Annotated in this window: 27 protein-coding genes; 20 read left to right on the forward strand and 7 right to left on the reverse strand. The window is 37.4% G+C overall.

The annotated features are described in order from the left end of the window. Positions 1 to 2 precede the first annotated feature (2 nt). Positions 3 to 587: a HupE/UreJ family protein gene (locus tag AC1DNH_RS18765; RefSeq protein WP_477578466.1), complete on the reverse strand. Its 585-nt coding sequence runs from the start codon at positions 585 to 587 to the stop codon at positions 3 to 5. A gap of 256 nt (positions 588 to 843) precedes the next feature. Between AC1DNH_RS18765 and AC1DNH_RS18770 the strand changes: the two genes are divergently transcribed. From AC1DNH_RS18770 to AC1DNH_RS18835, 14 genes are all read left to right on the forward strand, one after another. Next, the gene (locus AC1DNH_RS18770; RefSeq protein WP_477578464.1) at positions 844 to 1,509 is read left to right on the forward strand and encodes a class I SAM-dependent methyltransferase; all 666 of its coding nucleotides are present in this window, start codon (positions 844 to 846) and stop codon (positions 1,507 to 1,509) included. 48 nt (positions 1,510 to 1,557) lie between these two features. Beyond that, positions 1,558 to 2,064, forward strand: a complete 507-nt coding sequence (locus tag AC1DNH_RS18775; protein ID WP_477578462.1) for a DUF6702 family protein — start codon at positions 1,558 to 1,560, stop codon at positions 2,062 to 2,064. 135 nt (positions 2,065 to 2,199) lie between these two features. After that, the gene (locus tag AC1DNH_RS18780; protein WP_477578461.1) at positions 2,200 to 3,468 is read left to right on the forward strand and encodes a DUF7033 domain-containing protein; all 1,269 of its coding nucleotides are present in this window, start codon (positions 2,200 to 2,202) and stop codon (positions 3,466 to 3,468) included. Between the two features lie 89 nt (positions 3,469 to 3,557). After that, positions 3,558 to 4,202, forward strand: a complete 645-nt coding sequence (upp, locus tag AC1DNH_RS18785) for a uracil phosphoribosyltransferase (RefSeq protein WP_477578459.1) — start codon at positions 3,558 to 3,560, stop codon at positions 4,200 to 4,202. Positions 4,203 to 4,226: 24 nt separating this feature from the next. After that, positions 4,227 to 4,544, forward strand: a complete 318-nt coding sequence (locus AC1DNH_RS18790) for a low molecular weight protein tyrosine phosphatase family protein (RefSeq protein WP_477578457.1) — start codon at positions 4,227 to 4,229, stop codon at positions 4,542 to 4,544. A gap of 124 nt (positions 4,545 to 4,668) precedes the next feature. Next, positions 4,669 to 5,358, forward strand: a complete 690-nt coding sequence (locus AC1DNH_RS18795) for a YjjG family noncanonical pyrimidine nucleotidase (protein WP_477578456.1) — start codon at positions 4,669 to 4,671, stop codon at positions 5,356 to 5,358. 77 nt (positions 5,359 to 5,435) lie between these two features. Next, positions 5,436 to 6,134: a DUF4476 domain-containing protein gene (locus tag AC1DNH_RS18800; RefSeq protein WP_477578454.1), complete on the forward strand. Its 699-nt coding sequence runs from the start codon at positions 5,436 to 5,438 to the stop codon at positions 6,132 to 6,134. Positions 6,135 to 6,153: 19 nt separating this feature from the next. Continuing rightward, positions 6,154 to 6,666 carry a DUF1569 domain-containing protein gene (locus AC1DNH_RS18805; RefSeq protein WP_477578452.1) on the forward strand — a complete coding sequence of 171 codons (513 nt, stop codon included), beginning with the start codon at positions 6,154 to 6,156 and terminating at the stop codon, positions 6,664 to 6,666. A gap of 45 nt (positions 6,667 to 6,711) precedes the next feature. Further along, a complete protein-coding gene (locus AC1DNH_RS18810) occupies positions 6,712 to 7,329 on the forward strand; it encodes a hypothetical protein (RefSeq protein WP_477578450.1) in 618 nt (205 codons plus the stop codon). 78 nt (positions 7,330 to 7,407) lie between these two features. Further along, a complete protein-coding gene (locus AC1DNH_RS18815) occupies positions 7,408 to 8,733 on the forward strand; it encodes a flippase (protein WP_477578448.1) in 1,326 nt (441 codons plus the stop codon). After that, positions 8,730 to 9,377: a class I SAM-dependent methyltransferase gene (locus AC1DNH_RS18820; RefSeq protein WP_477578447.1), complete on the forward strand. Its 648-nt coding sequence runs from the start codon at positions 8,730 to 8,732 to the stop codon at positions 9,375 to 9,377. The genes AC1DNH_RS18815 and AC1DNH_RS18820 overlap by 4 nt, the downstream gene beginning before the upstream one ends. 13 nt (positions 9,378 to 9,390) lie before the next feature. After that, positions 9,391 to 10,152, forward strand: a complete 762-nt coding sequence (locus AC1DNH_RS18825; RefSeq protein ID WP_477578445.1) for a class I SAM-dependent methyltransferase — start codon at positions 9,391 to 9,393, stop codon at positions 10,150 to 10,152. Positions 10,153 to 10,314: 162 nt separating this feature from the next. Then, entirely contained in the window at positions 10,315 to 11,232 is a 918-nt protein-coding gene (locus AC1DNH_RS18830; RefSeq protein ID WP_477610185.1) for a glycosyltransferase family 2 protein, read from the forward strand. A gap of 104 nt (positions 11,233 to 11,336) precedes the next feature. Next, positions 11,337 to 11,792 carry a PA2169 family four-helix-bundle protein gene (locus AC1DNH_RS18835; protein ID WP_477578439.1) on the forward strand — a complete coding sequence of 152 codons (456 nt, stop codon included), beginning with the start codon at positions 11,337 to 11,339 and terminating at the stop codon, positions 11,790 to 11,792. A 234-nt stretch (positions 11,793 to 12,026) separates the two neighbouring features. On the opposite strand, the gene cphA is transcribed toward AC1DNH_RS18835, so the two are convergent. Then, on the reverse strand, positions 12,027 to 14,642 hold the full coding sequence (gene cphA, locus AC1DNH_RS18840; protein ID WP_477578437.1) for a cyanophycin synthetase: 2,616 nt from the start codon (positions 14,640 to 14,642) through the stop codon (positions 12,027 to 12,029). A 294-nt stretch (positions 14,643 to 14,936) separates the two neighbouring features. On the opposite strand from cphA, the gene AC1DNH_RS18845 reads away from it, so the two are divergent. The 4 genes from AC1DNH_RS18845 (at position 14,937) to AC1DNH_RS18860 (ending at position 19,898) form a co-directional block, all read left to right on the forward strand. After that, entirely contained in the window at positions 14,937 to 15,812 is an 876-nt protein-coding gene (locus tag AC1DNH_RS18845) for a cyanophycinase (protein ID WP_477578435.1), read from the forward strand. 88 nt (positions 15,813 to 15,900) lie between these two features. Continuing rightward, a complete protein-coding gene (locus AC1DNH_RS18850; protein ID WP_477578433.1) occupies positions 15,901 to 16,743 on the forward strand; it encodes an isoaspartyl peptidase/L-asparaginase in 843 nt (280 codons plus the stop codon). Between the two features lie 29 nt (positions 16,744 to 16,772). Beyond that, positions 16,773 to 17,462 carry a hypothetical protein gene (locus AC1DNH_RS18855; protein WP_477578432.1) on the forward strand — a complete coding sequence of 230 codons (690 nt, stop codon included), beginning with the start codon at positions 16,773 to 16,775 and terminating at the stop codon, positions 17,460 to 17,462. Positions 17,463 to 17,732: 270 nt separating this feature from the next. Continuing rightward, complete coding sequence (locus AC1DNH_RS18860) at positions 17,733 to 19,898, forward strand: carboxy terminal-processing peptidase (RefSeq protein WP_477578430.1); 2,166 nt, start codon at positions 17,733 to 17,735, stop codon at positions 19,896 to 19,898. A gap of 174 nt (positions 19,899 to 20,072) precedes the next feature. Here AC1DNH_RS18860 and AC1DNH_RS18865 read toward each other — a convergent pair whose 3' ends face one another. Continuing rightward, positions 20,073 to 21,011, reverse strand: coding sequence for an SPFH domain-containing protein (locus AC1DNH_RS18865; protein ID WP_477608458.1), 939 nt, complete (start codon positions 21,009 to 21,011; stop codon positions 20,073 to 20,075). A 90-nt stretch (positions 21,012 to 21,101) separates the two neighbouring features. Here AC1DNH_RS18865 and AC1DNH_RS18870 point away from each other — a divergent pair, with 90 nt between their 5' ends. Further along, positions 21,102 to 23,144: a M13 family metallopeptidase gene (locus AC1DNH_RS18870; protein ID WP_477608460.1), complete on the forward strand. Its 2,043-nt coding sequence runs from the start codon at positions 21,102 to 21,104 to the stop codon at positions 23,142 to 23,144. Between the two features lie 113 nt (positions 23,145 to 23,257). Continuing rightward, positions 23,258 to 23,443 (forward strand): hypothetical protein, encoded by a 186-nt coding sequence (locus AC1DNH_RS18875; RefSeq protein ID WP_029274977.1) that lies wholly within the window; start codon positions 23,258 to 23,260, stop codon positions 23,441 to 23,443. A gap of 1 nt (position 23,444) precedes the next feature. Here AC1DNH_RS18875 and AC1DNH_RS18880 read toward each other — a convergent pair whose 3' ends face one another. The 4 genes from AC1DNH_RS18880 to AC1DNH_RS18895 all read right to left on the reverse strand — a co-directional run bounded on the left by AC1DNH_RS18880 (position 23,445) and on the right by AC1DNH_RS18895 (position 25,549). Beyond that, a complete protein-coding gene (locus tag AC1DNH_RS18880) occupies positions 23,445 to 23,567 on the reverse strand; it encodes a hypothetical protein (protein WP_477578839.1) in 123 nt (40 codons plus the stop codon). A 1-nt stretch (position 23,568) separates the two neighbouring features. Further along, a complete protein-coding gene (locus AC1DNH_RS18885) occupies positions 23,569 to 23,751 on the reverse strand; it encodes a hypothetical protein (protein ID WP_307525163.1) in 183 nt (60 codons plus the stop codon). A 44-nt stretch (positions 23,752 to 23,795) separates the two neighbouring features. Next, positions 23,796 to 24,893 (reverse strand): CapA family protein, encoded by a 1,098-nt coding sequence (locus AC1DNH_RS18890; protein WP_477578842.1) that lies wholly within the window; start codon positions 24,891 to 24,893, stop codon positions 23,796 to 23,798. Positions 24,894 to 24,991: 98 nt separating this feature from the next. Next, a complete protein-coding gene (locus AC1DNH_RS18895; RefSeq protein WP_029274974.1) occupies positions 24,992 to 25,549 on the reverse strand; it encodes a C40 family peptidase in 558 nt (185 codons plus the stop codon). Positions 25,550 to 25,904: the final 355 nt, after the last annotated feature.

Consider the following 25,904-nt stretch of genomic DNA (forward strand, 5'->3'; position numbering starts at 1 on the left):
TATTAAAAAGGAATTCGTTCTAAAGCCATTTTTAAAGCCAGGCTAAATACGGCTGCTGATATAAATAAAACCCAGTTCATACGCTTTATGCGGGTATAATTAAAAATTAAAAAGGTAATTAAAAGAATGATGATTACCATAAAAACCTGGCCGGCTTCCAAGCCTACATTGAACCCAAATAGGCCCCAGCCAATATTCTGATCTTTGGCCAGCATTATCCGGATGGAGTTTGCAAAGCCCATTCCATGAATAAGACCAAAACCAAGTGCCAAAAAATAATTGATCTTAATTGATTTTAAGGAAAAATTCTTTCTAAACAAATTGCTGATTGCGGTAATTACAATGGTACAGGGAATTAAAAATTCTACCCATTTACTATCAAACCGGATAATATCCAATACGCTTAAAAGTAAGGTAAAGGAATGGCCAATGGTAAAAGCCGTAACCAATATGAGCACCTGTTTTAAATTGACATAACTGTAAATGGCAACCAGTGCCAAAATAAACAGCTGGTGGTCTAAAGCATCATCACTGATGATATGCGCCCAACCCAATTTAAAATAAAAGATAAAATCTTGTAACGGCATGAATAATAAGCTAACTATTGAGAATGAAATAGTTTACAATAGCTAAAATTATATTTTTAATTACAAAAACCCCAAATATCTTGTAAACAAAAGTCTAAATACCAAATTTGTTACTATTCTTTAAGTTATTTAGTACTTTTTGGCGAAGTTTTATCGCAAACAACTGGGTTTACAGTTGTAAACATAAATTGTTGTTTAATATACATAGCCAATACAGTAACTTGGTACTATAACTATTGGTCTTCTATTCAACACTATGCTTTGGCTTAAATATCACTTACAAAAACCAGAAAAAGGTTTCGATCCTGTTCCAAAAGCTTTTGCTGAAAAATATGCGGCTAATGAATATAAAAAAATTGACAGCAAGGTAATAGATTTTATAAAAACCCACTTAGGCAGTTTCGAAAACAAAACTTTACTTGATCTGGGGGCCGGGCCCGGGCAATATAGTATCGAATTTGCCAAAAGGGGCGCAAAAGTTACCTGGCACGACATCAGCCAGAATTATTTAACAATAGCAAGAGCAAAAGCTCGGGACCAAAATATAACAGTAAATTTTTCATTGGGCTATTTAGAAGAAGCCCATGGCAAGTTCGATATTATTTTTAACCGCATATGTTGGTATTATTGCATTAACGATTACCGTTTTGCAAAATGTATCTACAACTTAATCAAAGAAAACGGCTACGGTTTTATTGTGGTTAACAATGAGAAATTTCTTCAGGAAGAACTTGCAAAAGAATCGGGTTTTAGAAAATTGGCCATTAAAATGAGCTATTGGCTCAATGAAAATTTTAATATTAAGCTTACACATGTTCATCCATCCCATAAGAAACTAAGTAAAATATTTGCCCGCTTAAATTTCAGGCACTTACATTTAGAACAATGTGGACATAACACCTTAATTACATTTAACAAGTAGAAGATTATGTGTTAACTTTGCCCTTTTAAGGAAAGATTTAATATGTTGATGCGTAAATTAAAATATAGTTTTTTGCTTTTGTGTGTTGCTTTTTTTTCTGTTGGAGCAGGAATAAAACACCCTTTGCATGTAAGCACAACTGAAGTAAACTTTAATGCCAAGGATAAAACCTTAGAAGTAAGCTGTAAAATCTTTTCTGACGACTTTGAGGCAATTTTAGCCAAATTATACAAACAGAAAACCGATCTGAGCAATCCGAATATGAAGAAGGCAATGGATGAATTGGTGAAAAAATATCTACTTTCTCATTTACAGCTAAAAGCCAATGGCAAAGCGGCTTCAATGAACTACATCGGATTTGAGATCGATCATGAAGCTACTAATATTTATCTTGAGGTAGAGAAAATTCTTTCCTTAAAATCGGTTGAGGTGAGCAACACTATTTTATATGATATGTTTGATGATCAGATGAGCATTGTACATATTGTAAAAGGCCCTAACCGTAAAAGCACAAAAATCCTTTACCCTGAAAAAAAGTTCACAGCAAACTTTTAATTGTAATTTTTGTATTAAATTACGGCTTAATGTTAAATTACCGTTAATTTTAGAAGGCAATATTATTTAAGTTAATATCTGCTGAGAAATATTTCTTGTAATCTTTTTTTAAATACCGTGTTGTTAAAATAAGTTATGCATCTAATCATCTTCTCCAATATATTAACGCCTCGGATAAAATATATCTTTAATTTTATTTTTAAAGATATTCTTAAAACAGAATTGGAATTTACAGGCAATAGCCAATATTTTCTACAGAGCGAGCATGTCAAAATCAGTTATGGCGAAGAGCCACTGGGTGAGGAACTTTTTTTTAAGCGTACCACTTTACTCTTCTCCAACAAATTAGAAGAAATTAAGCCAAAAACTATTCCTTTTGGCGAATATCAGGCCCCTTTTCCGGTTACACAATCAGCCTTGCCATTTGATGTTTTTGCTGCCTCATTTTTTATATTAAGCCGGTATGAGGAATATTTTTATCCCAAAAAAAATGAAGAAGAATTTAGGCCATCAAAAAGCCATCAGCACAAATGGAAGATTTTAGATAAACCGATTATTGATGAATGGGCATTGATCATTAAAAGTTTGATCAAAAAAAAGCATCCACATTTTAAGTTCCACGAAAAGAATTTTCAGCACCAGCCAACCGTTCACTTCAATATTTTGCCCAACTTGCCCGAGGGATTATTAAATAGGACCAAATTTATTTTCAGTGCTATCTTTAAAAAAGATAACAATTACCTGAGCTCGAAATTTGACAGGTTAACAGGGGTAGGGATTAATAATGAGCAGGTTTTAGATGAGGTAAACCAGCTATTTTCTTCAAAAAAAAATAATCCTCTTTATTTTGTCGATTTCCCTGATGTGCCGATAAATTACATTAGGATAAATGGCGTTTCAAAAATACTTAACAATCAATCAGTTGGGCTATTAAGACCTTGTGCCAGCGATAAGCAAAAAATGCTCGAGATTAAAGAAGGCCTTGTTAAGCTCAAAAAAATCAACCCAAACCCTGCACCTGTAAGTAGTCAGCAGTTAGAAGTATTAAAATTCCCCATTTGCTATTTAAATATTCTTAATTCCGGTATTACTTCCGATTATTCTATGGGTTATAGTAATGTACCGGGCTTTAGGGCCGGAACCTGTACGCCATTTAACTGGTACGATCTTCAGCTCGAAAAAGTAACCCCTTTAATCGTTAATTCTTACTGCTTCACCGATTATATTCTTCAGTTTTTAACACGTGAGGCAGCCACTAAAACAATACACCAATATATCGATGCAGTGAAGGTGGTAAACGGCACCTTTTACAGCAGTTGGAGTCTAAAAAGTATATCTTCAAATGCGAAATACAAAAAACTAAAGTCGCTCTTTAAAGAAATGCTCGATTATGCCGGAAATTGATTTTAATTTAATTTATCCGGCTTAAAATTGCTAATTTTAGTAATTAAACGTCCCAAGGAATAAACCTATAAGATACCGGAAACATTACTATGATTTTTGATGTAAGCAAGATAAAATCTATCGCCAATACCTTTATTGCCGAACTTCGGGATGAGAACATTCAGAAAGATTCGATGCGTTTCCGCAAAAACATGGAAAGGCTTGGTGAGTTTTTTGCCTACGAAATCAGCAAATCATTAGAATATACCATTCAAGAAATCGTAACCCCTTTGGGTGTATCGTCCTGTGAGGTTTTAACTCAACAGCCCGTTTTAGCTACTATACTCCGAGCCGGGTTGCCACTTCAACAAGGTTTGCTTAACATCTTCGACAAAGCCGAATGCTGTTTTATTTCTGCCTACCGAAAAGTAAAGAAAAGCGGCGATTTTGTAATCCAGATGGATTACATTTCTACCCCAGATTTAGAAGGAAAAGTTTTGATTATGGCCGACCCAATGTTGGCAACCGGACAAAGCATGGTGATGTGCTGTAAAGAATTGATTAACCGCTATAAAATTGCAGAACTTCATATCGTTGCCGCAATAGCCAGTACAGAAGGCGTTGCACATGTACGTGCTAATCTGCCTAAAGCAAAACTTTGGCTGGGAGCAATCGACGAAGAAATGACCAGTAAATCTTATATCGTACCTGGACTTGGCGATGCAGGCGATCTGGCCTACGGAGAGAAGGTTTAGTTTTTAGTCCTAAGTCAAGAACCAGTGAACATACTCTTTATATGCAGTAGAAATAAATGGCGTAGTGCCACTGCGGAAAATATCTATAAAAACCATCCCGATCATCAGGTAAGGTCAGCGGGAACAGCGCCATCTGCTAAGATTAAAATTAATGCAAAATTGATCATCTGGGCCGATCTCATCTTTGTGATGGAGAAAAAGCATAAGCAAAGGATCACTGAACGTTTTCCTGAAGAAACCTACGATAAGGAAATTGTTACACTTCATATCCCGGATGAATATCAGTATATGGATGACGAACTTATTGAGGAATTAAATGCAAAAGTTGCCGATTATTTATAAATCAAAAATCATTAGGCTACCTTTGTGAAAATCATCACTCATGAAACCATCATGATTTTTCAAATCACGTAGGGATTAGAAAAATCTGATAGCTTCATCACCGTTGCAGCTAATATATATACTCATGAAAAAGCACATTTTCTTCGACCTCGACCATACCATTTGGGATTTTGATCGCAATGCCGAAGAAACATTAGATGAGCTATACCAAACCTATAAACTAGAGGAGCTTGGCTTAAAATCGTGTGCCGATTTTATTACAATATATACCGAAAATAACCATCAGCTATGGGCCGATTACCATTTGGGGAAAATTACCAAAGATTTTTTAAGATCGGAAAGGTTTAACAAAACATTCATTCAATTAGGTATTCACCCTGATGCGGTACCTCATCAATTTGAGGACGATTATGTAAGTATCTCACCCACCAAAACCAATTTGTTCGATGGGGCAGAAAATGTTTTGGGCTACCTACAGCAAAAATATACCCTACATATTATTTCTAATGGCTTTAAGGAAACAACCTTAACCAAAATGAACCTCTCTAATCTTAATCCTTATTTCGAAAACGTAATTATCTCAGAAGATGTGGGTGTAAATAAACCTAACCCCATTATTTTTGAATATGCATTGGATAAAGCAAAGGCTTTAAAAGAAGAAAGTATTATGATCGGTGATAGCCTTGAAGCTGATATTTATGGTGCTTTAAATTTTGGTATGGAGGCTATATTTTTCAATCCTTTACAAAAGGAAAAACCTGGTGATGTGCAGAAAGAAATTATACATCTCGAAGAATTATTGAAACTTTTTTAGTTTTACCCTTTTTTGTTTGGTTTTGGCATTAGTTTGGCATTAGTTTAAAAACACACACAAATGAAACCTTAATTAAAATGAAGAAAACCATCTTTTTAGGATTGGCAATGCTTTTTGCTACCCTAAGTTTCGCTCAAAACAACCGCAGTTCTGCCGAAGTATTTCTGCAAATTACCAAACCGGGCAAGTATACAGTATACTTAGACGATGAAGTGGTGGGGTCAGCTACTGGCAGATTTCGTTTTTACGATGTATATAATTCTAAACCCGAGTTGTCTATAATGCAAGGCGATAGATTAATCCTAAGAGAGCGGATTAACGTAAATGCACAGGAGCGTCTCATTTTAGGTTACGATAACGGCAGGCTCAATGTAATTAAACAACTTAGCCTGTTTCGCAACAATCAATACGCTCTTGATGATTTTTATGGTTCTACGGGAGATCTCAATACAGGCCCTATTCAACCAACTCTAGCGGACCTAAACTATAGGCTATTATCGCCTGAAGCTTTTCAAGAATTTTATACCAGCTATAAAAAATCAAGTTTTGACAATGAAAGGGTGGGGCTCATCAACGCGGTAAATAAGAAAGCTTCATTTTCCAGTAGTCAATGCAAACTCATACTCAAAGCATTTACTTTCGATACTGAACGTTTAAAAACTGCCAAAAGCCTCTATCAAACGGTTGTAGATCCACAAAATTATTTTACAATCGCCGAAACATTCGAATTTTTCAACTATAAAGACGATTTCTTAAAATATTTGGAGAAACAGTAATTCAGCTTATCTTTATTAAATGACGGCTGCAAAAATAAAGGCATCGATACATAAAATTGTTGATGCCTATAAATCGAAATTATCTTACTATTCCGAGGATATTTTTCAAACCACGCCACCCATCGCCGGATGGAGTTACAGCGAAGTATATTCGCATATTTTCGATTCAAGCCTGCTCTCCTTAATTGCACTTGAACGTGCAGCAAGTGGTAAAGGTGAAAACAAACCCACACTTTTTATTGTAAAACTGATTTTGCTTTTAGGCACCCTGCCGCCGTCAAAAAAGTATAAAGTTCCGAAAAGACTGGCCGATCGTGTTAAAAAAATCAGCAAAACAGAAGCCCTCGATTTTATTTTAGAGTTTGAAAAAGGTCTTGATGATAATTATCCTCTAATTGCCCATGCAAAAGCCAATTGTAAAACAAAACACCCACGACTAGGTTATCTAAATGCCAAACAATGGCTAAGGTTTATCGAAATTCATTTAAAACATCACCTCAAGCAGCTAGAAAGAATAGAAAAGAGTTTTTAGACCTAAATTAATTTCGCCATATTTGAGTAAATTAATCTCAGTCCCATGAAAAACGCTTTTTACCTGTTAGCCCTAACGCTACTTTGCGCCTGTAATAGCGAAAAGAAAGAAACTGCTCAAGCTGTTATTCCAACACCTACGGGAATACAGGGACTTCAAAAAAGCAATACTGCGCAACCCGCAGCGCAAAGTGCCAAAACTAACCTAATTTTCAATCCGCCACATGGCGATGCCGGCCATACCTGTGCTTTAGCAGTTGGCGCACCATTACACCAAACAGCCGCCGTTCAACCACAAAAAAGCGCTACTCCACAACCGGTAACTGTTCCGGCGCCTCCTATGGTAAATACATCAGGTAAAAAACTTAATCCTAAACATGGAGAGCCTGGCCACAGGTGTGACATAGCTATTGGGGCACCCCTGGATAGCAAACCAACACAAGTAGTGACCACACAGCCTGCTGTAGTGAAACAAACTTTAGCGATAAAAACAGGAAAGGGTTTGAACCCACCTCACGGCCAGCCCAACCATCGCTGCGATATTGCTGTAGGCGCACCTTTAAACAGCAAACCTGCCCCGGTGGTAAATACTGTTCCTGTACCAACACCCGAAACCAAAACAACAGAAACAAAAGCGCTAGAGACAAAAAGTGAAGGGAAATAATAGTACATATATTGTGTACTTAATATTTTGAATATTCAGCACCTAACTTAACGCACATTTTTTTACATCTTTGCGTTAATGAAATTACCCGCCATAAAAGGTTTTGACCAAGAAGCACTAATAAAGTATTTTAAAAATACAGGAATGCTTTTGATCGGGAAAGTTGGCAGTTTAGGAATAAAAATGCTAACGAATATCGCGGTTGCAAACTATTTGCTGTCGTATGGTAATGGTATTCTCACTACATCAATCGCTTATGTTTTTTTATTCGCAGCATTGGCGGGCCTCGGCTTAGATCAGTTTATTGTAAAAGAACTTCACCAGTTTCCGCAGAAAAGGGATCAGATCTTAGGCACAGCATTTGGGTTGAAAGCTTTTGCAGGTTTTATGTGCATTCCTTTAATTTCACTTGCATGGCTCATTTACCCACTTGAGGACATCCAATATCAATTCATATTATTGCTTTCGTTTGTTGGTGTATTTCAATCTTTTACTGTAATCGATTCTTATTTTCAATCAGAAGTAAAATCCAAATACATTATGCAGGTGCAGATTATTGGGAATCTAGTTTCTGCTGCAATAAAAATTATTTTAATCTACACAAATTCGCCAATCAGCTATTTCTTTTTTGCTTTTCTTTTTGATACCGTTTTACTTTCTATAGGCTATATTATTACCTATAACAGAAAAAATAGAAGTATTCTGAATTGGAGATTTGAAAAAACATTGGCTAAAAAACTCTTCTCCCTTTCATGGCCACTGATCATTTCTGGCATAATGGTTTCAGTTTATATGAAAATTGATCAGATTATGCTTAAGCAGATTTTAGGTGCGAAAGGGACAGCCGAGGCGGGTGCTTATGCAACAGTGGTCAACTTTAGCGAGGCTTTAAACTTCGTCCCTGTTGCTATCGTTTCATCACTCTTTCCTGCAATTTTAAATGCGAGGAGAGATGATAAGGAACGTTATCAGAAGAGACTTCAGAATTTATACGATTTAATGGTTTGGTTAAGCTTAAGTTTTGCCATTTTTATAACTTTTGCCTCGCCGTTCATTTATAGTTATTTTAAACCAGAATTTGCTGATGCCGCACCTGTGTTGTCGGTTCATGTTTGGGGTTCTGCCTTCATATTTCTTGGTGTAGCAAGCGGACAGTATTTAATAGCAGAAAATTTTGGCCGGCTAACTTTTATCCGAACAGGAATAGGGGCGGTTGTAAATATCATTTTAAACATTATCCTTATCCCAAGAATGGGAATGATGGGTACAGCAATAGCTACAGTAATCGCATACTTTATTTCGGCCTTTTTTATACTATTTATCCCTAAACTTCGTCAACAAGGTATAATGATGTTAAAATCATTATTTTTGGTCACCGCATTTCAAAAAATATTTAAACGTTGAGTACTCTTAAAGCATTAACCACATTAATTGCAAAGCCAAGCAGGCTTAAGGCATTATTATCATACGGACATAAAGGCTATCTGAACAGCATTGGCTGGTTTACGGCTTTTGATAAAAAACAGGCCGTAGACGGGCAAGGAAAAGCATTGCCATGGGTAACCTATTCGTTTATCGATTTTATTAAAGAACGCATAAACAAAACACAGCATATTTTCGAATATGGCTCTGGCAGTTCTACTATTTTTTATGCTGAAAGGGCTGGTTCGGTAACTTCTGTAGAGCACGATAAAGGCTGGTTTGATAAAGTAAAAAATACAAGTCCGGCCAATGCTGAGATGATATTCTGCCATTTGGAAAAAGATGGGGAATATGCCAAAAAAGCAACCTTGCTCGATAAAAAATTCGACATTATTATTGTTGATGGGCGCGACCGTGTAAACTGTTGTAAATATAGCGCTGATGCACTATCAGAAAGCGGAGTATTAGTTTTGGATGATAGTGAACGTGAAGTATATCATCCTGCCCGTGTGCTTTTAAAGGCTCAAGGTTTCAAAGAAATCAGCTTCAGTGGGATTTCACCAGGCCTTTTTTACGAAAAAGCAACCTCAGTTTTTTATAAAACGGATAATTGTTTAGGTATTTAAATCAGTAAGCATCATGTTAAGCGAAGAAGTAAAAACGGCCTACGATAATTTTTATACCAATAGCGATGTAGCATGGAGAATGCTTGGCGCAAAATATAAAGCACAGAATATTGTTGATGTTTGCAAAGGGTTAAAGCCTAAAAAAGTGCTTGAGGTTGGCGCCGGAGATGGCAGCATTTTACATTTTTTAAATGAATGGCATTTCGCACCAGAACTGTATGCTTTAGAAATTGCACAAAGTGGTGTCGACATTATAAAAGACCGTAACCTCGCCAGTTTAAAAGAAGCACAAACTTTTGATGGGTATAAAATCCCTTATGAAGATGATGCATTTGATCTGATTATTCTTGCGCACGTTTTAGAACACGTAGAACACGAAAGGATCCTGATCCGTGAATTGAAAAGGGTAGCAAAATATATTGTTGTTGAAGTACCTAAAGATTATCGCTTTGGTGTAGACCAAAGAATGAAACATTTTCTGGATTATGGGCACATTAACATGTACACCCCAACTTCCTTGAGGTTCTTGCTGCAGAGTGAAGGTTTAGAAATTCTAGAAGATAAAGTTTCGATGACTGCACCAGAAACGGTAAAGTTTAATGAGTTTATTAATAGAAAAGCACCTAAAACTTTTTCTAAAAACTTAAAAATCGAACTGGAATACCAGATTAAAAAAACTTTGGGTAACTTGTTTGGGAAGAAAAAGCAAGAACAGTTTGCCAATGCCTATACGGTGTTAACCAAAAAATCTGACCATAATCTGCATATATTTTAGGAGTAGGGCGATCGTCATTTCGAGCGAAGTGCAACGAAGCCGAGAAATCTTATAGCTTGATTCTTAACATAATTTAAAGATTTCTCCATTCCGCGTTGCTCCAGTCGAAATGACGAAGAAACTGAGCAGTTTATTGATAAACTTAATTGATAAAAAACAAAAATGCAAAACCTTGCCCCAATAGCACTTTTCGTATACAACCGCCCGCAGCACACCGAGCGTACGTTACAATTCCTGCAACAAAATGAATTGGCAGCACAAAGCCATTTGTATATCTTTTCTGATGGTGCCAAAACAGATCAGGATAAAGAAAAAGTTGCTGAAGTAAGAAAAATCATCAAAAAAACAGAAGGTTTTAAATCGGTTAAAGTAATCGAAAGCAAGGTAAATGCAGGTTTAGCCAATTCGGTAATTACAGGGGTAACCCAATTAATAGCAGAATACGATCAGGTAATTGTTTTTGAAGATGATCTGGTTACCTCTCCCCATACTTTAGCCTATTTCAACAATGCTTTAAGCCATTACCGCGAAGAGGAAAAAGTAATGCATATTGGGGCCTACATGTATCCTCTAAAATCAGATCAACTTTCGCAATCGTTTTTCTACCGGGCGGCCACAAGTTGGGGTTGGGCCACATGGGGAAGGGCGTGGAAAAACTTCGAACCAGATATTAACATCCTTATAAAACAGTTTGATAAAAAGAAAAGAGCTGCATTTTCCATCGACAATAAAATGAACTTCTGGAAACAGATGTTAGCGTTTAAGAAGGGAAAAAACAACAGTTGGGCAATTAGATGGTATGCTTCTATCTTTTTAAAAGGAGGCATCACACTTAACCCATCGCAATCACTCGTTAACAATATTGGCCATGATGGCACTGGCGTGCACTCAGGAATAAATGATATCTACAACGTAATTATCAACCCCAAGCCCATTGTTGAGTTTCCGACCACAATAGCAGAAGACCCCATCGCATACAAAGCCATCAAAAGCTTTTTGATTAAACGGAAAGGCAATATGGTAACCCGTGTTAGGCGTTTTGTTAAAGAAAAGCTGGCACAATACTTTTCAAAGAAATAATTAAGCTGATATAGCTCACTGTTGTAGACAATTAAAAAAAATGACAAACCTTTTTTTAATTGTTCATGTTGCTTTTATACATCGAAACTATAAAATAAAAAAACATGAAAACGACAACAGCAACAGCAGAGGTATTAAACGATCTGGTTCAAATTAATAACGATCGTATTGAAGGTTATGAAAAAGCCCGTCAGGAATTAAAGGATGGAGATGCCGATCTGAAAACGCTATTTTTAAATATGATTGCCGAAAGTCAAAAATATAAAATGGCTTTGGCTGCAGAAGTAGCTGCATTGGGTGAGGATATCGAAACCGGAACAACAAACTCCGGAAAAATTTACCGGGCATGGATGGATGTTAAGGCATTATTTACCGGCCACGACCGTAAAACTGTTTTAAACAATTGTGAGTTTGGAGAAGATGCAGCACAAAATGCATATAAAATGGCATTAGAGGAAGAGGATATTCCTTCAAATATCAGAGATTTAATCTCTGACCAAAAAGCATCGTTAAGAGTATCGCATGATGAAATTAAAAGATTACGTGATGCTCAAGCATAAGTGACCGAGATAAAAACAGAAAAACCTCCTTCGATTTATTATCGGAGGAGGTTTTTTTATGGTGTTCCGTCATGCTGAACTTATTTTACAAGTAGAAGTAGCATTTTTAATTGTCTTGTAGCTACTACGTGGTCAGCATCTTTTTTTAAAGATCCTGAAATAAATTTACTTCGTAGCTTTCCGCTGCGCTACAGGTCAGGGTGACGATCTCTTAGGAACTAAATCAGTTAAGAATTACGACTCTAATTCCCGATCTAAATGTTCGGTAACGCGCTGGATCGTATTATCGATGGTGTTACTTAGAATCGTTAAATAAGAGCCTTTTTTAGCAGTTTCGATCGCGATCTGCAAACATTCGGTGCTTTTATTGTTAATGATGATCTCTTTATCCGGATCAACTTCCTTGATGCCTTTTACCAGCAGGTCAACCAGTTCTTGTTGTTGTCTGCCTCGGAGATATTTCTCCTGACAAATATAAATTTTATCAAACATCTGAGCAGAAATGCGGGCAGTTTCGATAATATCCTCATCTCTTCTATCTCCTGTTGCCGAAATAATACCTACATGTTCGGTTGCCTCTACACCTTGCAAGAAACCTTTTACGCCATTAAATCCGTCAGGGTTATGCGCAAAATCGACCAGTACCTTAAATTCTTTGAACCTGAAAATATTCATCCTTCCCGGGGTATGCGCCGCAGAAGGAATAAATGTTTCCAGCGATAAACGGATATCTTCAGGTTTATAGCCCCATAAATAGGTTGCCAGTGTTGCTGCAAGCACATTCTGGATCATAAAATTCACGGAACCACCAAAAGTTAATGGAATGTGCGTGGCTTTATCTACCCTCAATTTCCAGTCGCCTGTTTTAATGGTAATGTATCCGTTTTCATAAATGGCGGCAATTCCACCTTTTCTACAATGTTCTTTAATCACCGGATTATTTTCATCCATGCTAAAATAAGCAACATTACAGCGCGCATCTTTGCCAATGCGAACGCAATAACCATTATCGGCATTTAATACTGCCCAACCTTTACGGCGCACTGCCCCGATCACAACCGCTTTGACACGTGTCAGATCGTCAAGATTATGGATATCTGAAATACCCAAGTGATCTTCCTGGATATTGGTTACTACGCCAATATCACATGCATTAAATCCCAGTCCAGCTCTTAAAATTCCACCACGGGCGGTTTCTAATACCGCAAATTCAACTGTTGGATCTTTTAAAATGAACTCAGCACTTACCGGTCCAGTGGTATCACCTTTCATTAGCATCGTATTGTGCACATACACACCGTCACTGGTGGTAAAACCTACACGTTTACCATTACTTCTGATAATGTGCGCAATTAACCGTGTAGTAGTGGTTTTTCCGTTTGTTCCGGTTACAGCAATAATCGGAATCTGTGACAATTTTCCCTGTGGATACAGCATGTCAATAACCGATGCAGCTACGTTTCTAGGCAAGCCTTCACTTGGTGCAAGGTGCATCCTGAATCCTGGTGCTGCATTAACTTCCAAAACCACACCTCCGTTTTCGGTTAATGGCTGGGTAAGGTCTTGCGCCATGATATCGATACCGCAGATATCCAATCCGATTACCCTCGAAATCCTTTCACATATAAAAATATTCTGTGGATGTACAATGTCAGTTACATCGATAGATGTCCCGCCTGTACTTAAATTTGCAGTAGATTTTAAATAAACCACTTCTCCCTTTTCGGGAATAGTTTCTAAGGTATATTCTTTTTTGGCCAGCAGATCCAAAGTATCCCGGTCAACAGCAATTTCAGTTAGCACATTTTCGTGACCATAACCACGGCGTGGATCTTCATTCTCCTTATCGATCAATTCTTGGATCGTATGAATTCCATTGCCCTTAACATGTGCAGGATCGCGTTGTGCGGCAGCAATAACTTTATGATCGATTACCAGTACCCTAAAATCGAAACCGGTAATAAATTTTTCTATAATTACCTTTCGCGAATACGTTTTGGCGTATTCGAAAGCGGCAACCGCATCTTCCATCGTTTTCACATTAATGGTTGCACCTTTACCGTGGTTGCCATCAAGTGGTTTAAAAACTAAAGGAAATCCAACCTTTTTAACAGATGCTTCCAGATCATCAGGATTTGAAATCGTTACTCCAGAGGCTACCGGAATGGCAGCTTCGGTAAGCAAACGTTTTGTCTCTTCCTTGTTGCTGGCAATATCTACAGCGATGCTACTTGTTTTTTCGGTCATGGTAGCCCTAAAACGTACCTGATTTTTACCGTATCCCAATTGCACCAAAGAGCTTTTATTTAATCTGATCCATGGAATACTTCTACTTACGGCTTCCTCCACAATAGAACCTGTACTTGGCCCTAATGCTTCCAGCTCACGTATTTCCTTCATCCTTCGGATGTCGTGCTCCAAATCGTACTCTTCGTTATTAATCAGGGCTTCGGCAATTTTAACTGCAGCTTCAGCAGCGTAAACACCAACCTTTTCTTCCAGATAACTGAATACCACATTATAAATGCCTTCAGTTTTAGTTTGGCGGGTTCTGCCGAAACCAGTTTCCATGCCCGCCAAAGTTTGAATTTCCAAGGCAATATGTTCAATTACATGCCCCATCCATGTCCCTTCTTTTACCCGGGTGAAAAAGCCACCTTCAACTCCCTTAGAACAGCGATGTGTAAACATGCTGGGTAACAATTTCTCTATCCGCTCACTAAATCCCTCAATAACGTTAGTTGGTTTTTGCTCCAAATCTTCCAGATCTAAACGCATCTGGATCAGTTTTTTCCGGCTAATTGACCATATGTTTGGCCCTCTTAATACTTGTATGTTTGATATCTTCATGTAATGTTTTGTTCGTTTTTTATTTAAACAAGCGTTTGGGACAGCCTTTTTAACTCAATTTTTAGAATAAAATTGATGACGGTAAATTATGCATTTATTTTGAAATTAGACGTTCCATTTAGCTAAATCAATTTTAAGGTGTATTTGTTTTATTTTCAAGCACAATCCTGTTAATTTTAGGTTATAATATTTTAACGTTTGTTAATAAATTGAATATTCTTGACAAAAAAAGTCGTGTTTTTTATCATAAGCCTATATATTTGGGTTTTTTGATACAATTATAATACACAAAGAATGGTTCCGAAAGGTAAACTCATCATCATTGGTGGCGCAATAAACACAGGTAGCTTCGCAGAAACGCAATTCGGACTACCTGAGAATATGAATTTTTTTGAGCGTGGAATTTTAAAACGGATTACTACAGAATCATTAAGAGATACTCAATCTCGCTTCGAGATCATCACTACAGCATCATTAATGCCCGAAAAGGTTGGTGAAGAATATATCAAGGCTTATGCACAATTAGACGTGCACAATGTTGGTGTGCTTAACATTACCAACCGTGAAGAAGCCAATTCAGATGAAAATTATGAACGTATCAAAGCAGCCGAAGTAATTATTTTTACCGGTGGTGATCAGCTCCGTCTTTCTTCAATTTTTGGTGGAACAAAAATCCATCAAATATTACTAGAGAAATACAGAAATGAACCTGTAGTAATTGCCGGTACTTCTGCAGGGGCGGCCGCAAGCTCTAAAAACATGATTTATCAGGGTAGCAGTAAAGATGCTTTGCTTAAGGGAGAGGTTAAAATTACCGGCGGATTAGGCTTTATTGATGATGTTATTGTTGATACACATTTTGTTCAACGCGGAAGAATTGGCCGCTTGTTATATGCCGCTGCCAGCAATCCTGGTATATTAGGGATTGGTCTTGGTGAAGATACGGGGCTTTTCATCTCTGATGGCCATACGATGGAAGCAATCGGCTCTGGCATGGTAATTTTAGTAGATGGCCGCAATATGGCCGATACCAATTTAACAGACGTAGAGATGGGTCAGCCTGTTTCAATTAAAAACATGGTGGTACATGTAATGTGCGATGGCGACGTTTATGATTTAACAAACCATAGCTTAGTAATCCATCATCCAAAGGTTGTTCCGGTAGGGTAATTCAGTTGGCAGTTAACAGTGGGCGATTTTCAGTTAGGACTTACCCAATCTTGATACTCGCTACTTATTTACTACAATACTCAAAAAAATGAAATTAATCATACACGGCGGCTTCTTCAGCGAATCGTCTACCAACCAGGAAACGAAAAAGGCTAAACAAGATGCTTTGGCTTCGATTGTTACGCTCGGACACGAGTATCTGAAAACACATACTGCTTTAGAAACCGTGGTGTATACTGTTGCGCTATTAGAAGATAACGAACTGTTTAACGCTGGTATCGGTTCGCAGATTCAAAGCGATGGAAAAGTGAGGTTGAGCGCAGCCCTAATGGATGGTAAAACAGAAAAATTTAGTGGTGTAATTAATGTAGAAGATGTTAAAAATCCTATACAGATTGCGCAGAGTTTATTAACATATGATGACCGGGTACTTAGTGGTGATGGTGCCCGGCAATTTGCCAGAACAAATGGATTTGAATATTTCAATCCGATTACCCCACAGCGCCAATCAGAATACGAAGCTAAATTAAACCAAAAGAACAATAAAGGAACGGTAGGCTGTGTAGCACTCGATGCAGATGGAAATTTAGCAGCAGCAACCTCCACCGGGGGAAAAGGATTCGAAATCCCTTGCCGGGTGAGTGACTCTGCAACCGTGGCAGGCAACTATGCCAATCAATATGCAGGTATTTCTTGTACCGGAGTAGGTGAAGATATTGTAAGCGGTGCCTTAGCCGCAAAAATTGTAACCCGTGTTACCGATGGTTTTTCTTTAAAGGAAGCATCAGATAAATCTTTTGCCGAACTTAAAGCTTTTGATGGCTTTGCGGGCGTTGTAGGCATTTCTGTAGCAGGCGAAGTGTACCATTGCGACTCGCATCCATACATGGTTTGGGCATCTTTTGATGTTAATTTACAGGTATTTAGCTAAAATTAGATTTAAAGTATTATTTTTGTTGCATGACCAAGATTGTATTGGCTTTAATTGGCCTTTTTGCATCATTACAACTACAAGCTCAAAATATAGATAAATCTGAGATCCAAGAACCTAACGGTAGTGCTATAAATATAGCGGTATCTAAATTTGACCTGGAAGACGGCAATTCTTTTTTTGAGGAAGCAGAAGATTTAGAGCGAAAAGGCGATTTCAACGAAGCCCTCACCTTATTTGGCAAAGCCGCTTTCGAATATAATGCCGTAAAAAACTTCAACAGGTACGGACAGGCCGTTATCAAGATGAGCAGTATGCATTATCAACTTGGCCGTTTCACTGATGCAGAGCAGATTCTTTTAAATGTGGCTTTAAAAAATTATTCTAAAACCGGAAACAGAGCAGGAGTAATGAACACCTATAACCTTTTAGGCAAAGTTTATCTGGCCAATACCAAGTATACCCAATCGATGTGGTTTTACACCCAACAGGGTATATTGGCAAAACAGCTAAAAAGCAACAATTCATATATCGAATCTATTTTAGGCATTGTTCAGGTTAAAATCAAAAAGAAAGATTTTACGCTTGCCCTGAGAGATCTGAAATCTGCCGAATGGCTTGCCAACTCGATTAAAACCACCCAGTACAAAACGCAAATCAAAGATGCCAGGGAAATGATCGCCAGCAAAACCACCAGTAAAAAGGTAAACCCAAGCTAGTTTAGATACTTATTTTTCTTTAAATCTTCCTACATCACTAATAATATAGCCCTTAAAGGTCTGTAATTGGTCAAATTTTGAGTATCGATCAAAACAAAAAATAACGCTCAACGTTCTACATAAGAAATTGTTAAATAAAAAGCTTTTAGTTAGATTTGATAAAGTTTTAACAAGAGACGGTAATAATGCTGTCTCTTTTTTGTTTTTTTGCTAAAATGGTATCATATTGGCTATATAGAATTGGAAATGGATTTTAAATCATTTAAAGAGATGTTAAAGAGAATATTTTTTGTAATTTTTACTGCGGCAGTACTTGCTTGTCATGCTGCACCTAAAACTCAGCCAATGGTTGAGGGTGTTACCAACGTAAAACCTGATGAGCAGCAACAACTTGTTATAAAAGAGGTTGTAAATTTGATTGAGAGTTATAATTATAAAAAAATTCAGATCAATGATTCTATATCTTCGATCATTTTAGATAAGTATATCAAGTCTTTAGATCAGGGTAAAAATTACTTTTTGGCTTCGGATATCAAAGAATTTGAAAAATACAGATATACTTTGGATGATGATTTCAAAAATGGCGATTTAAGCGGGCCGTTTTTCATCTATAACGTCTATGCCAAAAGGTTAAATGAATATTTTACCTATTCTTTAGCACAGATTAAAACTAAATATGATTTTAATCAAACCGACAGTTATGTATATGACCGGGAGAAGCAGCCTTGGGCAACTTCTTCAGCAGCATTAAACGATACCTGGAAAAAACGTGTTAAATACGAACTGATCAATTTAAATTTAGCTGGAACAGCAGAAGCAAAGAACGTAGAAACGTTAACTAAACGCTATCAGAACCTACAGTCGCAAACTTCAAAAACCAATAATCAGGATGTATTCCAGATTTTGATGGATGCTTTTACCGAATCTATTGATCCACATACCAATTATTTTAACCCAACCAACGCAGCAGCATTTAACGAAGATATGTCCCGTTCTTTCGAAGGTATTGGCGCCCGTTTACAATTAGAAAACGAGGTAGTTAAAATCTCAGAAATTATTGCTGGCGGACCTGCATTTAAAGGAAAACAACTGAGTGCTGGCGATCGTATTATTGCTGTAGCCCAGGGTGATGGAGAATTTGTTGACGTAGTGGGTTGGAGATTGGATAACACCGTATCGAAAATTAAAGGTCCGAAAGGAACCAAGGTGCGTTTAAAAGTTATCCCTGTTGGAAAAGAAATGTCTTCTAAACCAGTTATTATCGAATTGGTTCGCGATAAAATTGTTTTGGAAGAAACATCTGCCAAGAAAAAAGTTAAAACCATTAACAGTAATGGCAAAGATTATAAAATCGGGATTATTACCCTACCAGCGTTCTATGCGGATTTTAAAGCAGCAAATGCAGGTGATAAAAACTACAAAAGCACTACCCGCGATGTTAGAAAACTAATCGACTCGTTAAAAACATATGATAAGGTAAATGCAATCGTAATGGATTTACGTGGAAATGGTGGAGGCTCATTAGTTGAAGCGATCTCTTTAACTGGTTTATTTATAGATAGAGGGCCTGTAGTTCAGGTGAAAGATTTACGCGGTAAAATTGAAGTGGACGAGGATGAAAATAGCGGTGTAACCTGGGATGGGCCTTTTGGTGTAATTGTAGATCGTTTAAGCGCATCTGCATCAGAAATTTTCGCTGGTGCAATACAGGATTACGGCCGTGGTATTATTATGGGTAGCCAAACTTATGGTAAAGGTACCGTTCAATCTTCTATCGATTTAAACAAATTGGTAAACCCAAGTATGTTACAAAGGGTAGCAGGATTAATTTCTAAAGACAAAACCGTTGGCACATCGCCAAGCGGAGCAAGCCCGGCTGATATTAACTTAGGTCAGATTAACCTAACCATGGCCAAATTTTACCGTGTTGCAGGAAGCAGCACTCAGCATAAAGGTGTAACACCTGATGTTGTTTTCCCTTCAGTTTATCCGATGGATAAAATTGGAGAAGATACTGAATCATCTGCCTTACCATGGGACGTTATTCCAAACTCCAGCTTTAAAGCAGTTGCGAATCTGACCCCTGTTAAAGCACAGTTGGTTAAAAACAGCGAGCAGCGTATCGCAAACTCATTGGATTTTAAGTACCTGAAACAAGATATTGCCGATCTTAAAAAACGTGACAATGAAGTTTCTGTCACCTTAAATGAGGCAAAGCTTAAAGCTGAGCGCGACGCACAAGAAGCTAAAACACTTGCCAGACAGAATGAATTAAGGGCATTAAGAGGATTACCTGCCATTAAAAAAGGAGATAAAATTACCAAGCAAGATGCTTTCGATTTTATTGAAGATGAATCGTTAAAAGTAATGGGCGATTTTATGCAACAATCTGGTAACTATGTGATGAACTTAGGCTTGATGCCAAAGAATAACTAAGAAGAAATATTTCTATGGAAAGGCTGCTTTAGCAAAAACTAAAGCGGCCTTTTTGTTATTTCGGTGGTGTCAGATATTCCTATCTGACACTAAACCATCTTTGTTTTTAATCTATTTAACTGTCAGATGGCAACATCCGACAGCACGACAAAAGACCTCGTAGGTTTAAAACACTTATTTCTTCGCCGTTGGTTCAGTCTGTTTATTCAACTGCATGGCCATCATCTCTTTCATGGTTTTATTCATGCCATCGGCACTACCATCAAGAAAAATAACGTTTCCATCTCCGTTTTCTGCAAAATGTTTAATCGATTCAGTCCACATGGTAAATAAGATTACCGAAATATCCAGGTTGGCCTGCTCCATTTCCTGAGCGGCTTTACTCATACCATGAGCCACCTCTGCACGGAATAAAGCGATACCCTGCCCGCGTAACTGTGCAGCCTCGCGCTCGGCTGTAGCTGCAATTTTAATCGCATTACCATCCGCTTCGGCAGCTTTGGTTTTAGTAATTAATAATGCCTGCCCTTCGTTCTCAGCCGCTGCTTTTAAGTTGTTTGAAGCTACCACACGACTCATTGAACGCATAATTTCCTCATCAAAGGTAATATCATTCAATTGAAGATCCTGAAGATGATAACCCCATCCATCTAAAACCTGATCGATCTGCTCCTTAACGTGAAGTACAATTTCGTTGCGTTGGGCCAATACATTTGCCTGCTTTTGCGTAGCCACATACGCCCTGATCGAACCTTCAATGGTCCTGATTAGTGCCTGCATTAAGTTGGTCGCATCTACAAACTTAAAAGCTACATTTTTGATCGTTTCTTCATCCTGGTTTACCACAGAATATAATAGCATCGCCTTAAAATATACATTGGCCTGATCTTGTGTTACCGCTTGAAACGACAGCTCTACAGAGCGGTTTTGAATGGAAATACGAGAATAAATCTGCTCTATTAATGGAATTTTAAAATTTAAGCCCGGTCTTAACTGGCGGCGGTACTTGCCGAAAACGGTTACGACCGCAATGGTTCCCTGTTTAACGGTAACAAACGAGCTCAGCAGGATAATAAATCCTACAACAGCTATAATGTAAATGGTGTATTGCATAATTAGATTTTTTTATGAAGTTATAAAAAATTCATACAAACTACATCAGGCATTTTGTAGCTTTAAGTTTTTCTAACTAACTTATATACAATGAAAACTAAATTATTTCTTCCGGCGGCCGGCGTATTGCTTTTTGCTGCCTGCCAGAATAAAAGCCATCAAGATGCCGATGTGGTGAATGCACGCACCGAATTTTTCGATAAAGCCGGCATGGATACCACTGTAAAACCTGGCGATAACTTTTTCCTGTATGCCAATGGGAAATGGATGAAAAACACTGAAATTCCTAAAACAGAAACAGGCTGGGGTTCTTTTTATACTTTATATAACGATAACCTGAAAAATCTGAACAGCATTCTTGAAAGTGCTTCAAAAGCTAATGCTGCCAAAGGAAGTACTGAACAAAAAGTTGGCGATTTCTATACCAGTGGAATGGATACCCTTACCATTGAGAAATTGGGCATCGAACCTATAAAGCCGCTCTTAAATAAAATAGATGGGATTAAAAACGATAAGGATTTAATCAATTTTGTTGTCAACGGCTATAAAGATGGTGAGGGAGATTTATTGGGCTTTGGTGTAGAACCAGATGATAAATTAAGCACTAAAAATGCTTTGTCATTTTCGCAGGCCGGTCTCACCCTGCCTGATCGCAGCTATTATTTAGAACAGGATGATAAGGCAAAAAAAATCAGAGCCGAGTACATTAAATACATCACAAAAATTTTTAGCCTGGCAGGCGATTCTGCCAATGCAGCTAAATATGCCGACAATATTTTAAAACTGGAAACAGCTATTGCGCAATCGCATTCTACTCCTGTTCAACTGCGCGATCCACAGAAAAATTATAACAAAATGACCGTGGCTGACTTTCAAAAGCAGACGCCGAACATTGAGTGGAAATCTGTTTTAAGTAAATTGGGGGCAAGTACGGATACCGTTATTGTAAGGCAGCCAAAATATTATCAAACCTTATCAGCCCTGGTAAAAAGCCAGCCTATCGAAATTTGGAAAGAAAAATTAAAATTTGACGCTTTAAACAGATCGTCCAATGCTTTTACCAAAAAATTCAGAGATGCTAAATTCGATTTTTTCTCCAAAACGCTATATGGTCAACAGGCTCCAACAGAAAGATGGAAAGCCATCGTAAATGCTACCGATCGTAATTTAGGTGAGCTTTTAGGTCAGTTATATGCCGAAAAGTATTTTAAGCCTGAGGCTAAAGAGCGTATGTTAACCCTGGTAAACAATTTACAGAAAGTATATGCAGAAAGAATCCAGAAGGTAGATTGGATGACACCTGAAACCAAAAAGAAAGCTTTAGAAAAACTAAATGCATTTATCAAAAAAATCGGCTATCCTGATAAATGGAAAAAGTATGATGATGTTGAGGTTTCGAAAAACACTTATTATGCAAACCTTCAATCGGCGAGTAAACATGCCTACAAAGAAATGATGGATAAACTCGGCAAAAACGTTGATAAAACCGAGTGGGGAATGACTCCACCGACGGTTAATGCCTATTACAATCCGTCTTTCAACGAAATTGTTTTCCCTGCCGGAATTTTACAGTTCCCGTTCTTTGATTTTACCGCAGATGACGCCATTAACTATGGTGCAATAGGTGCTGTAATTGGTCACGAAATGACGCATGGTTTTGACGATCAAGGTCGCCAGTACGATGCAGTAGGCAACTTAAAAGAATGGTGGACAAAAGCCGATGCCGATAAATTTAAAACTAAGGCCGGTAAAGTAGAAACATTTTACAACAACTTCTCGCTGTTGGATAATCAGCATGTAAACGGTTCATTAACATTGGGCGAAAACCTTGCCGATATTGGTGGCTTAAACATTGCTTACGATGCCTTTAAATTAACTGAGCAAGGAAAAGGCGATAAAAAGGTTGATGGTTTTACTCCTGACCAACGTTTCTTTTTAAGCTTTGCCCAGGTATGGAGAATCAAAACCCGCGATGAAAGTATGCGTGTAAGGTTAAAAACAGATCCGCATAGCCCGGAGATGTTCCGAGTAAACGGCCCTGTTTATAATATGGAAGCATTTTACAAGGCATTCAATATTCCTGCAACAGCAAAAATGTATGTAACTCCGGCAAACAGATTAGGTGTTTGGTAAGTTACCTTTTCATTTAATAAAAGAAGTCCATTTCAGTCAATGAGATGGACTTCTTTGTTTCCTTAAAACAAAAACGATGATATTTTGTCTTTACCTTATTAAATAATAATCATATGAATGTAAAACGCACTTTTGGAACCATCTTAACCGTACTTGGTATAATTGGTTTAATATACGCTGGCTATGGTTTTGTAAGCCACAGCGAAAATACAAGGGGATTAATGGTTTATGGCATCATCGGACTTATATTCTTTGTATCAGGAATTGGCTTGGTGAAGAACACAAAGGACGAAAGTTAAACTAGGTTTCTCCTAAACTTTTTAGATAGTACAAACAATACAAAGCAGCTCCGATGGCTAAACCAAGATAGATCCCATCTTTAAAGTTATCAGCTTTCGTAGCCTGTAATATAATTGCTATCATACTATTGCTTCTTTTTGTGCTTGATGATCTGGTACTGGCTAAAAGCAACCAGGCAACCCGCCAGGATAATAATTCCTGCAGACAATAGGTTCTCAGAATTTTGGTTGATGTAGTAGGCTGCTGCCAATACTAAAATTGCAGCTGCAATACCTATAATATAATGAAGTATTAATCCTTTTTTCATACAACAAATATTCTGAAATAAATTGAGATTGATGTCGCAGAAGATTAATCTTTTAAACTGATCCTGTTATCAGCGAATTTTAGCTGATGGCCAATAAAATCAATATCTGTCAATTCTTTAATCCGTTTAAAGGCACCATAATTATCATCCAGAGTTAAACGGTTAATCATATCCTGTTTAACTGATACAATATCTGCATATAGAAAATCGCCCTTCGCATTTATTTTTAGTTGAACCAAGGGCGCAATACCATTATTGCCTTTTAAGCTAAACATGCCATAAGTGCAAAAATTACCCAAGCTGTAAGCGATGAATTTATTTTTATACACTTCAACAGCCCGGGTTACATGCGGGCCATGCCCCAGCACTACATCGGCACCGGCATCAATAACTGCATGTGCAAAGGCATAAACATTACCTCTGTTCTCTTTATAAAAAATTTCGTTTTTACGGGGAACATGTTCAAACCTTGCACCTTCACCACCGCCATGAAAAGAAACAATCACAATATCGGCCATCAATTTTAAGCGGGCAACCAAAGCCTTGGCACTGTCGATTTTATTAATCGATACCGTATTCTCGTTTGGCGCAAAGGCACAGAATGCATACTTTACACTATCTTTTTCAAAAACTTCAAAAGGTTTGTTTACCTGCCCGGCATAATGGATCTGCAGCGAATCTAAAATCCTTGCCGTATTTTTTCTTCCCCTGGCATCAAAATCACCAACATGGTTATTGGCGATGCTTAAAACATTAAATCCTGCATCCTTATATATCCCGGCATAACGCTCGGGCATTCTAAAAGCATAGCAGTTGTTTGGGTTAATGTCATTACATTTGTTCGAATTGCCTGAGTTGAGAAAACAGCCCTCTAAGTTTCCAAAAACAATATCTCCTTTTAATAAACTATCAACCGCCTGGAAGCTGTTTACAGCATCATCAGGAGGGAGGTTGCTTTTAGATGGAAAAGCGGAGCCGAGCATAATATCGCCAACAGCAGTAATGGAGATGGTATCCTTTATTTTTCTGATTAACGTATCTTGCCTGGCTACAGGCGTGGTAATCTGTGCATTATTGCTCGTGCAGCTAATTAAAATAACTATTGCGACGAAAGAAAGGATTAAGGTATTGAAAAACTTCATTCTTGATTTTATGGTATAAAAAAAAATCCTCCAAAATTTCTTTAGGAGGATTGTATATATTTTTACTGTCAACCGAAAATGGCCAACTGTTAACTGAACTATTCTACTGTAAATTCTTTCTTAAACGATTCTAAAACGCGACCGCCTTTGTAAAAATAGCGGCTGTAATAAGGCTCGTTCAGGTTGCTGATTACTACGCCACGAGAACTTGATGCATGTGCAAATCTGTTATCGCCAAGGTAAATACCAACATGTGAAATACTTCTGCTTTTAATCTTAAAGAAAACTAAATCGCCCTCTTTTAAATCTTCTTTAGACAGTGGATCCACCATACTAAAAATATCGCGCGAATTCCTTCTGATGGTAGTGTTGAAAACTTTATCATAAATCGCTTTAGTGAAAGCCGAACAATCGATCCCTCTTTTAGTGTTTCCACCATAACTATAAGGCGTTCCGATCCATTCGTAAATAAACTTGTACAGTTTTAAGTTCGAAGTTGCATCTACCGCAACACCCATAACCTGCGAAAAATATTGTGATGCAAGGTTGTCGGGATCATTTAATTCTTTACCAGATTCTTTTGTTTTTGTTTGCGCAAATGCGGCTGAGAGCGTACAAATAGCAATTAGAGTAGAAAACAAAAATTTTTTAATCATGTTATACAGTTATGTTTGGGTATTCACTTACACATTAACGTACACCACATGGGCTTATTGTTGGTTACCAAAAGTATTAATTATACAAATGTTATCCAAATGTTAGACGTTAAAAAACGAAAGTTATTAACATTTTTATTTTCCCATCATCATTTTTTGTGATAAACACCTCCTAAAAAATTCATCTTGTCTCAAAAAACGATTTACTTCAGTACGCAAAACAAGAATAAATCGATTTTATTTTAAATTACGAGAATAAGCATATATACAGAATTAAATTTCAGAATAAATTGATTCCATATTATGATAAAGGGTGTTGATTTAATTATAAGAAATCGCTGTTAAATCGATATCG

The organism is Pedobacter sp. 01N310, assembly GCF_056399805.1.

Coding starts and splice junctions, on each gene's coding strand:
- AC1DNH_RS18825 (WP_477578445.1), top strand. CDS start 9,391: ATGTTAAGCGAAGAAGTAAAAACGGCCTACGATAATTTTTATACCAAT.
- AC1DNH_RS18795 (WP_477578456.1), top strand. CDS start 4,669: ATGAAAAAGCACATTTTCTTCGACCTCGACCATACCATTTGGGATTTT.
- AC1DNH_RS18885 (WP_307525163.1), bottom strand. CDS start 23,751: ATGAAAAAAGGATTAATACTTCATTATATTATAGGTATTGCAGCTGCA.
- AC1DNH_RS18870 (WP_477608460.1), top strand. CDS start 21,102: ATGAAAACTAAATTATTTCTTCCGGCGGCCGGCGTATTGCTTTTTGCT.
- AC1DNH_RS18890 (WP_477578842.1), bottom strand. CDS start 24,893: ATGAAGTTTTTCAATACCTTAATCCTTTCTTTCGTCGCAATAGTTATT.
- AC1DNH_RS18815 (WP_477578448.1), top strand. CDS start 7,408: ATGAAATTACCCGCCATAAAAGGTTTTGACCAAGAAGCACTAATAAAG.
- AC1DNH_RS18800 (WP_477578454.1), top strand. CDS start 5,436: ATGAAGAAAACCATCTTTTTAGGATTGGCAATGCTTTTTGCTACCCTA.
- AC1DNH_RS18805 (WP_477578452.1), top strand. CDS start 6,154: ATGACGGCTGCAAAAATAAAGGCATCGATACATAAAATTGTTGATGCC.
- cphA (WP_477578437.1), bottom strand. CDS start 14,642: ATGAAGATATCAAACATACAAGTATTAAGAGGGCCAAACATATGGTCA.
- AC1DNH_RS18775 (WP_477578462.1), top strand. CDS start 1,558: ATGCGTAAATTAAAATATAGTTTTTTGCTTTTGTGTGTTGCTTTTTTT.
- AC1DNH_RS18830 (WP_477610185.1), top strand. CDS start 10,315: ATGCAAAACCTTGCCCCAATAGCACTTTTCGTATACAACCGCCCGCAG.
- AC1DNH_RS18770 (WP_477578464.1), top strand. CDS start 844: ATGCTTTGGCTTAAATATCACTTACAAAAACCAGAAAAAGGTTTCGAT.
- AC1DNH_RS18855 (WP_477578432.1), top strand. CDS start 16,773: ATGACCAAGATTGTATTGGCTTTAATTGGCCTTTTTGCATCATTACAA.
- AC1DNH_RS18835 (WP_477578439.1), top strand. CDS start 11,337: ATGAAAACGACAACAGCAACAGCAGAGGTATTAAACGATCTGGTTCAA.
- AC1DNH_RS18845 (WP_477578435.1), top strand. CDS start 14,937: ATGGTTCCGAAAGGTAAACTCATCATCATTGGTGGCGCAATAAACACA.
- AC1DNH_RS18810 (WP_477578450.1), top strand. CDS start 6,712: ATGAAAAACGCTTTTTACCTGTTAGCCCTAACGCTACTTTGCGCCTGT.
- AC1DNH_RS18875 (WP_029274977.1), top strand. CDS start 23,258: ATGAATGTAAAACGCACTTTTGGAACCATCTTAACCGTACTTGGTATA.
- upp (WP_477578459.1), top strand. CDS start 3,558: ATGATTTTTGATGTAAGCAAGATAAAATCTATCGCCAATACCTTTATT.
- AC1DNH_RS18850 (WP_477578433.1), top strand. CDS start 15,901: ATGAAATTAATCATACACGGCGGCTTCTTCAGCGAATCGTCTACCAAC.
- AC1DNH_RS18895 (WP_029274974.1), bottom strand. CDS start 25,549: ATGATTAAAAAATTTTTGTTTTCTACTCTAATTGCTATTTGTACGCTC.
- AC1DNH_RS18860 (WP_477578430.1), top strand. CDS start 17,733: ATGTTAAAGAGAATATTTTTTGTAATTTTTACTGCGGCAGTACTTGCT.
- AC1DNH_RS18765 (WP_477578466.1), bottom strand. CDS start 587: ATGCCGTTACAAGATTTTATCTTTTATTTTAAATTGGGTTGGGCGCAT.
- AC1DNH_RS18865 (WP_477608458.1), bottom strand. CDS start 21,011: ATGCAATACACCATTTACATTATAGCTGTTGTAGGATTTATTATCCTG.
- AC1DNH_RS18880 (WP_477578839.1), bottom strand. CDS start 23,567: ATGATAGCAATTATATTACAGGCTACGAAAGCTGATAACTTTAAAGAT.
- AC1DNH_RS18780 (WP_477578461.1), top strand. CDS start 2,200: ATGCATCTAATCATCTTCTCCAATATATTAACGCCTCGGATAAAATAT.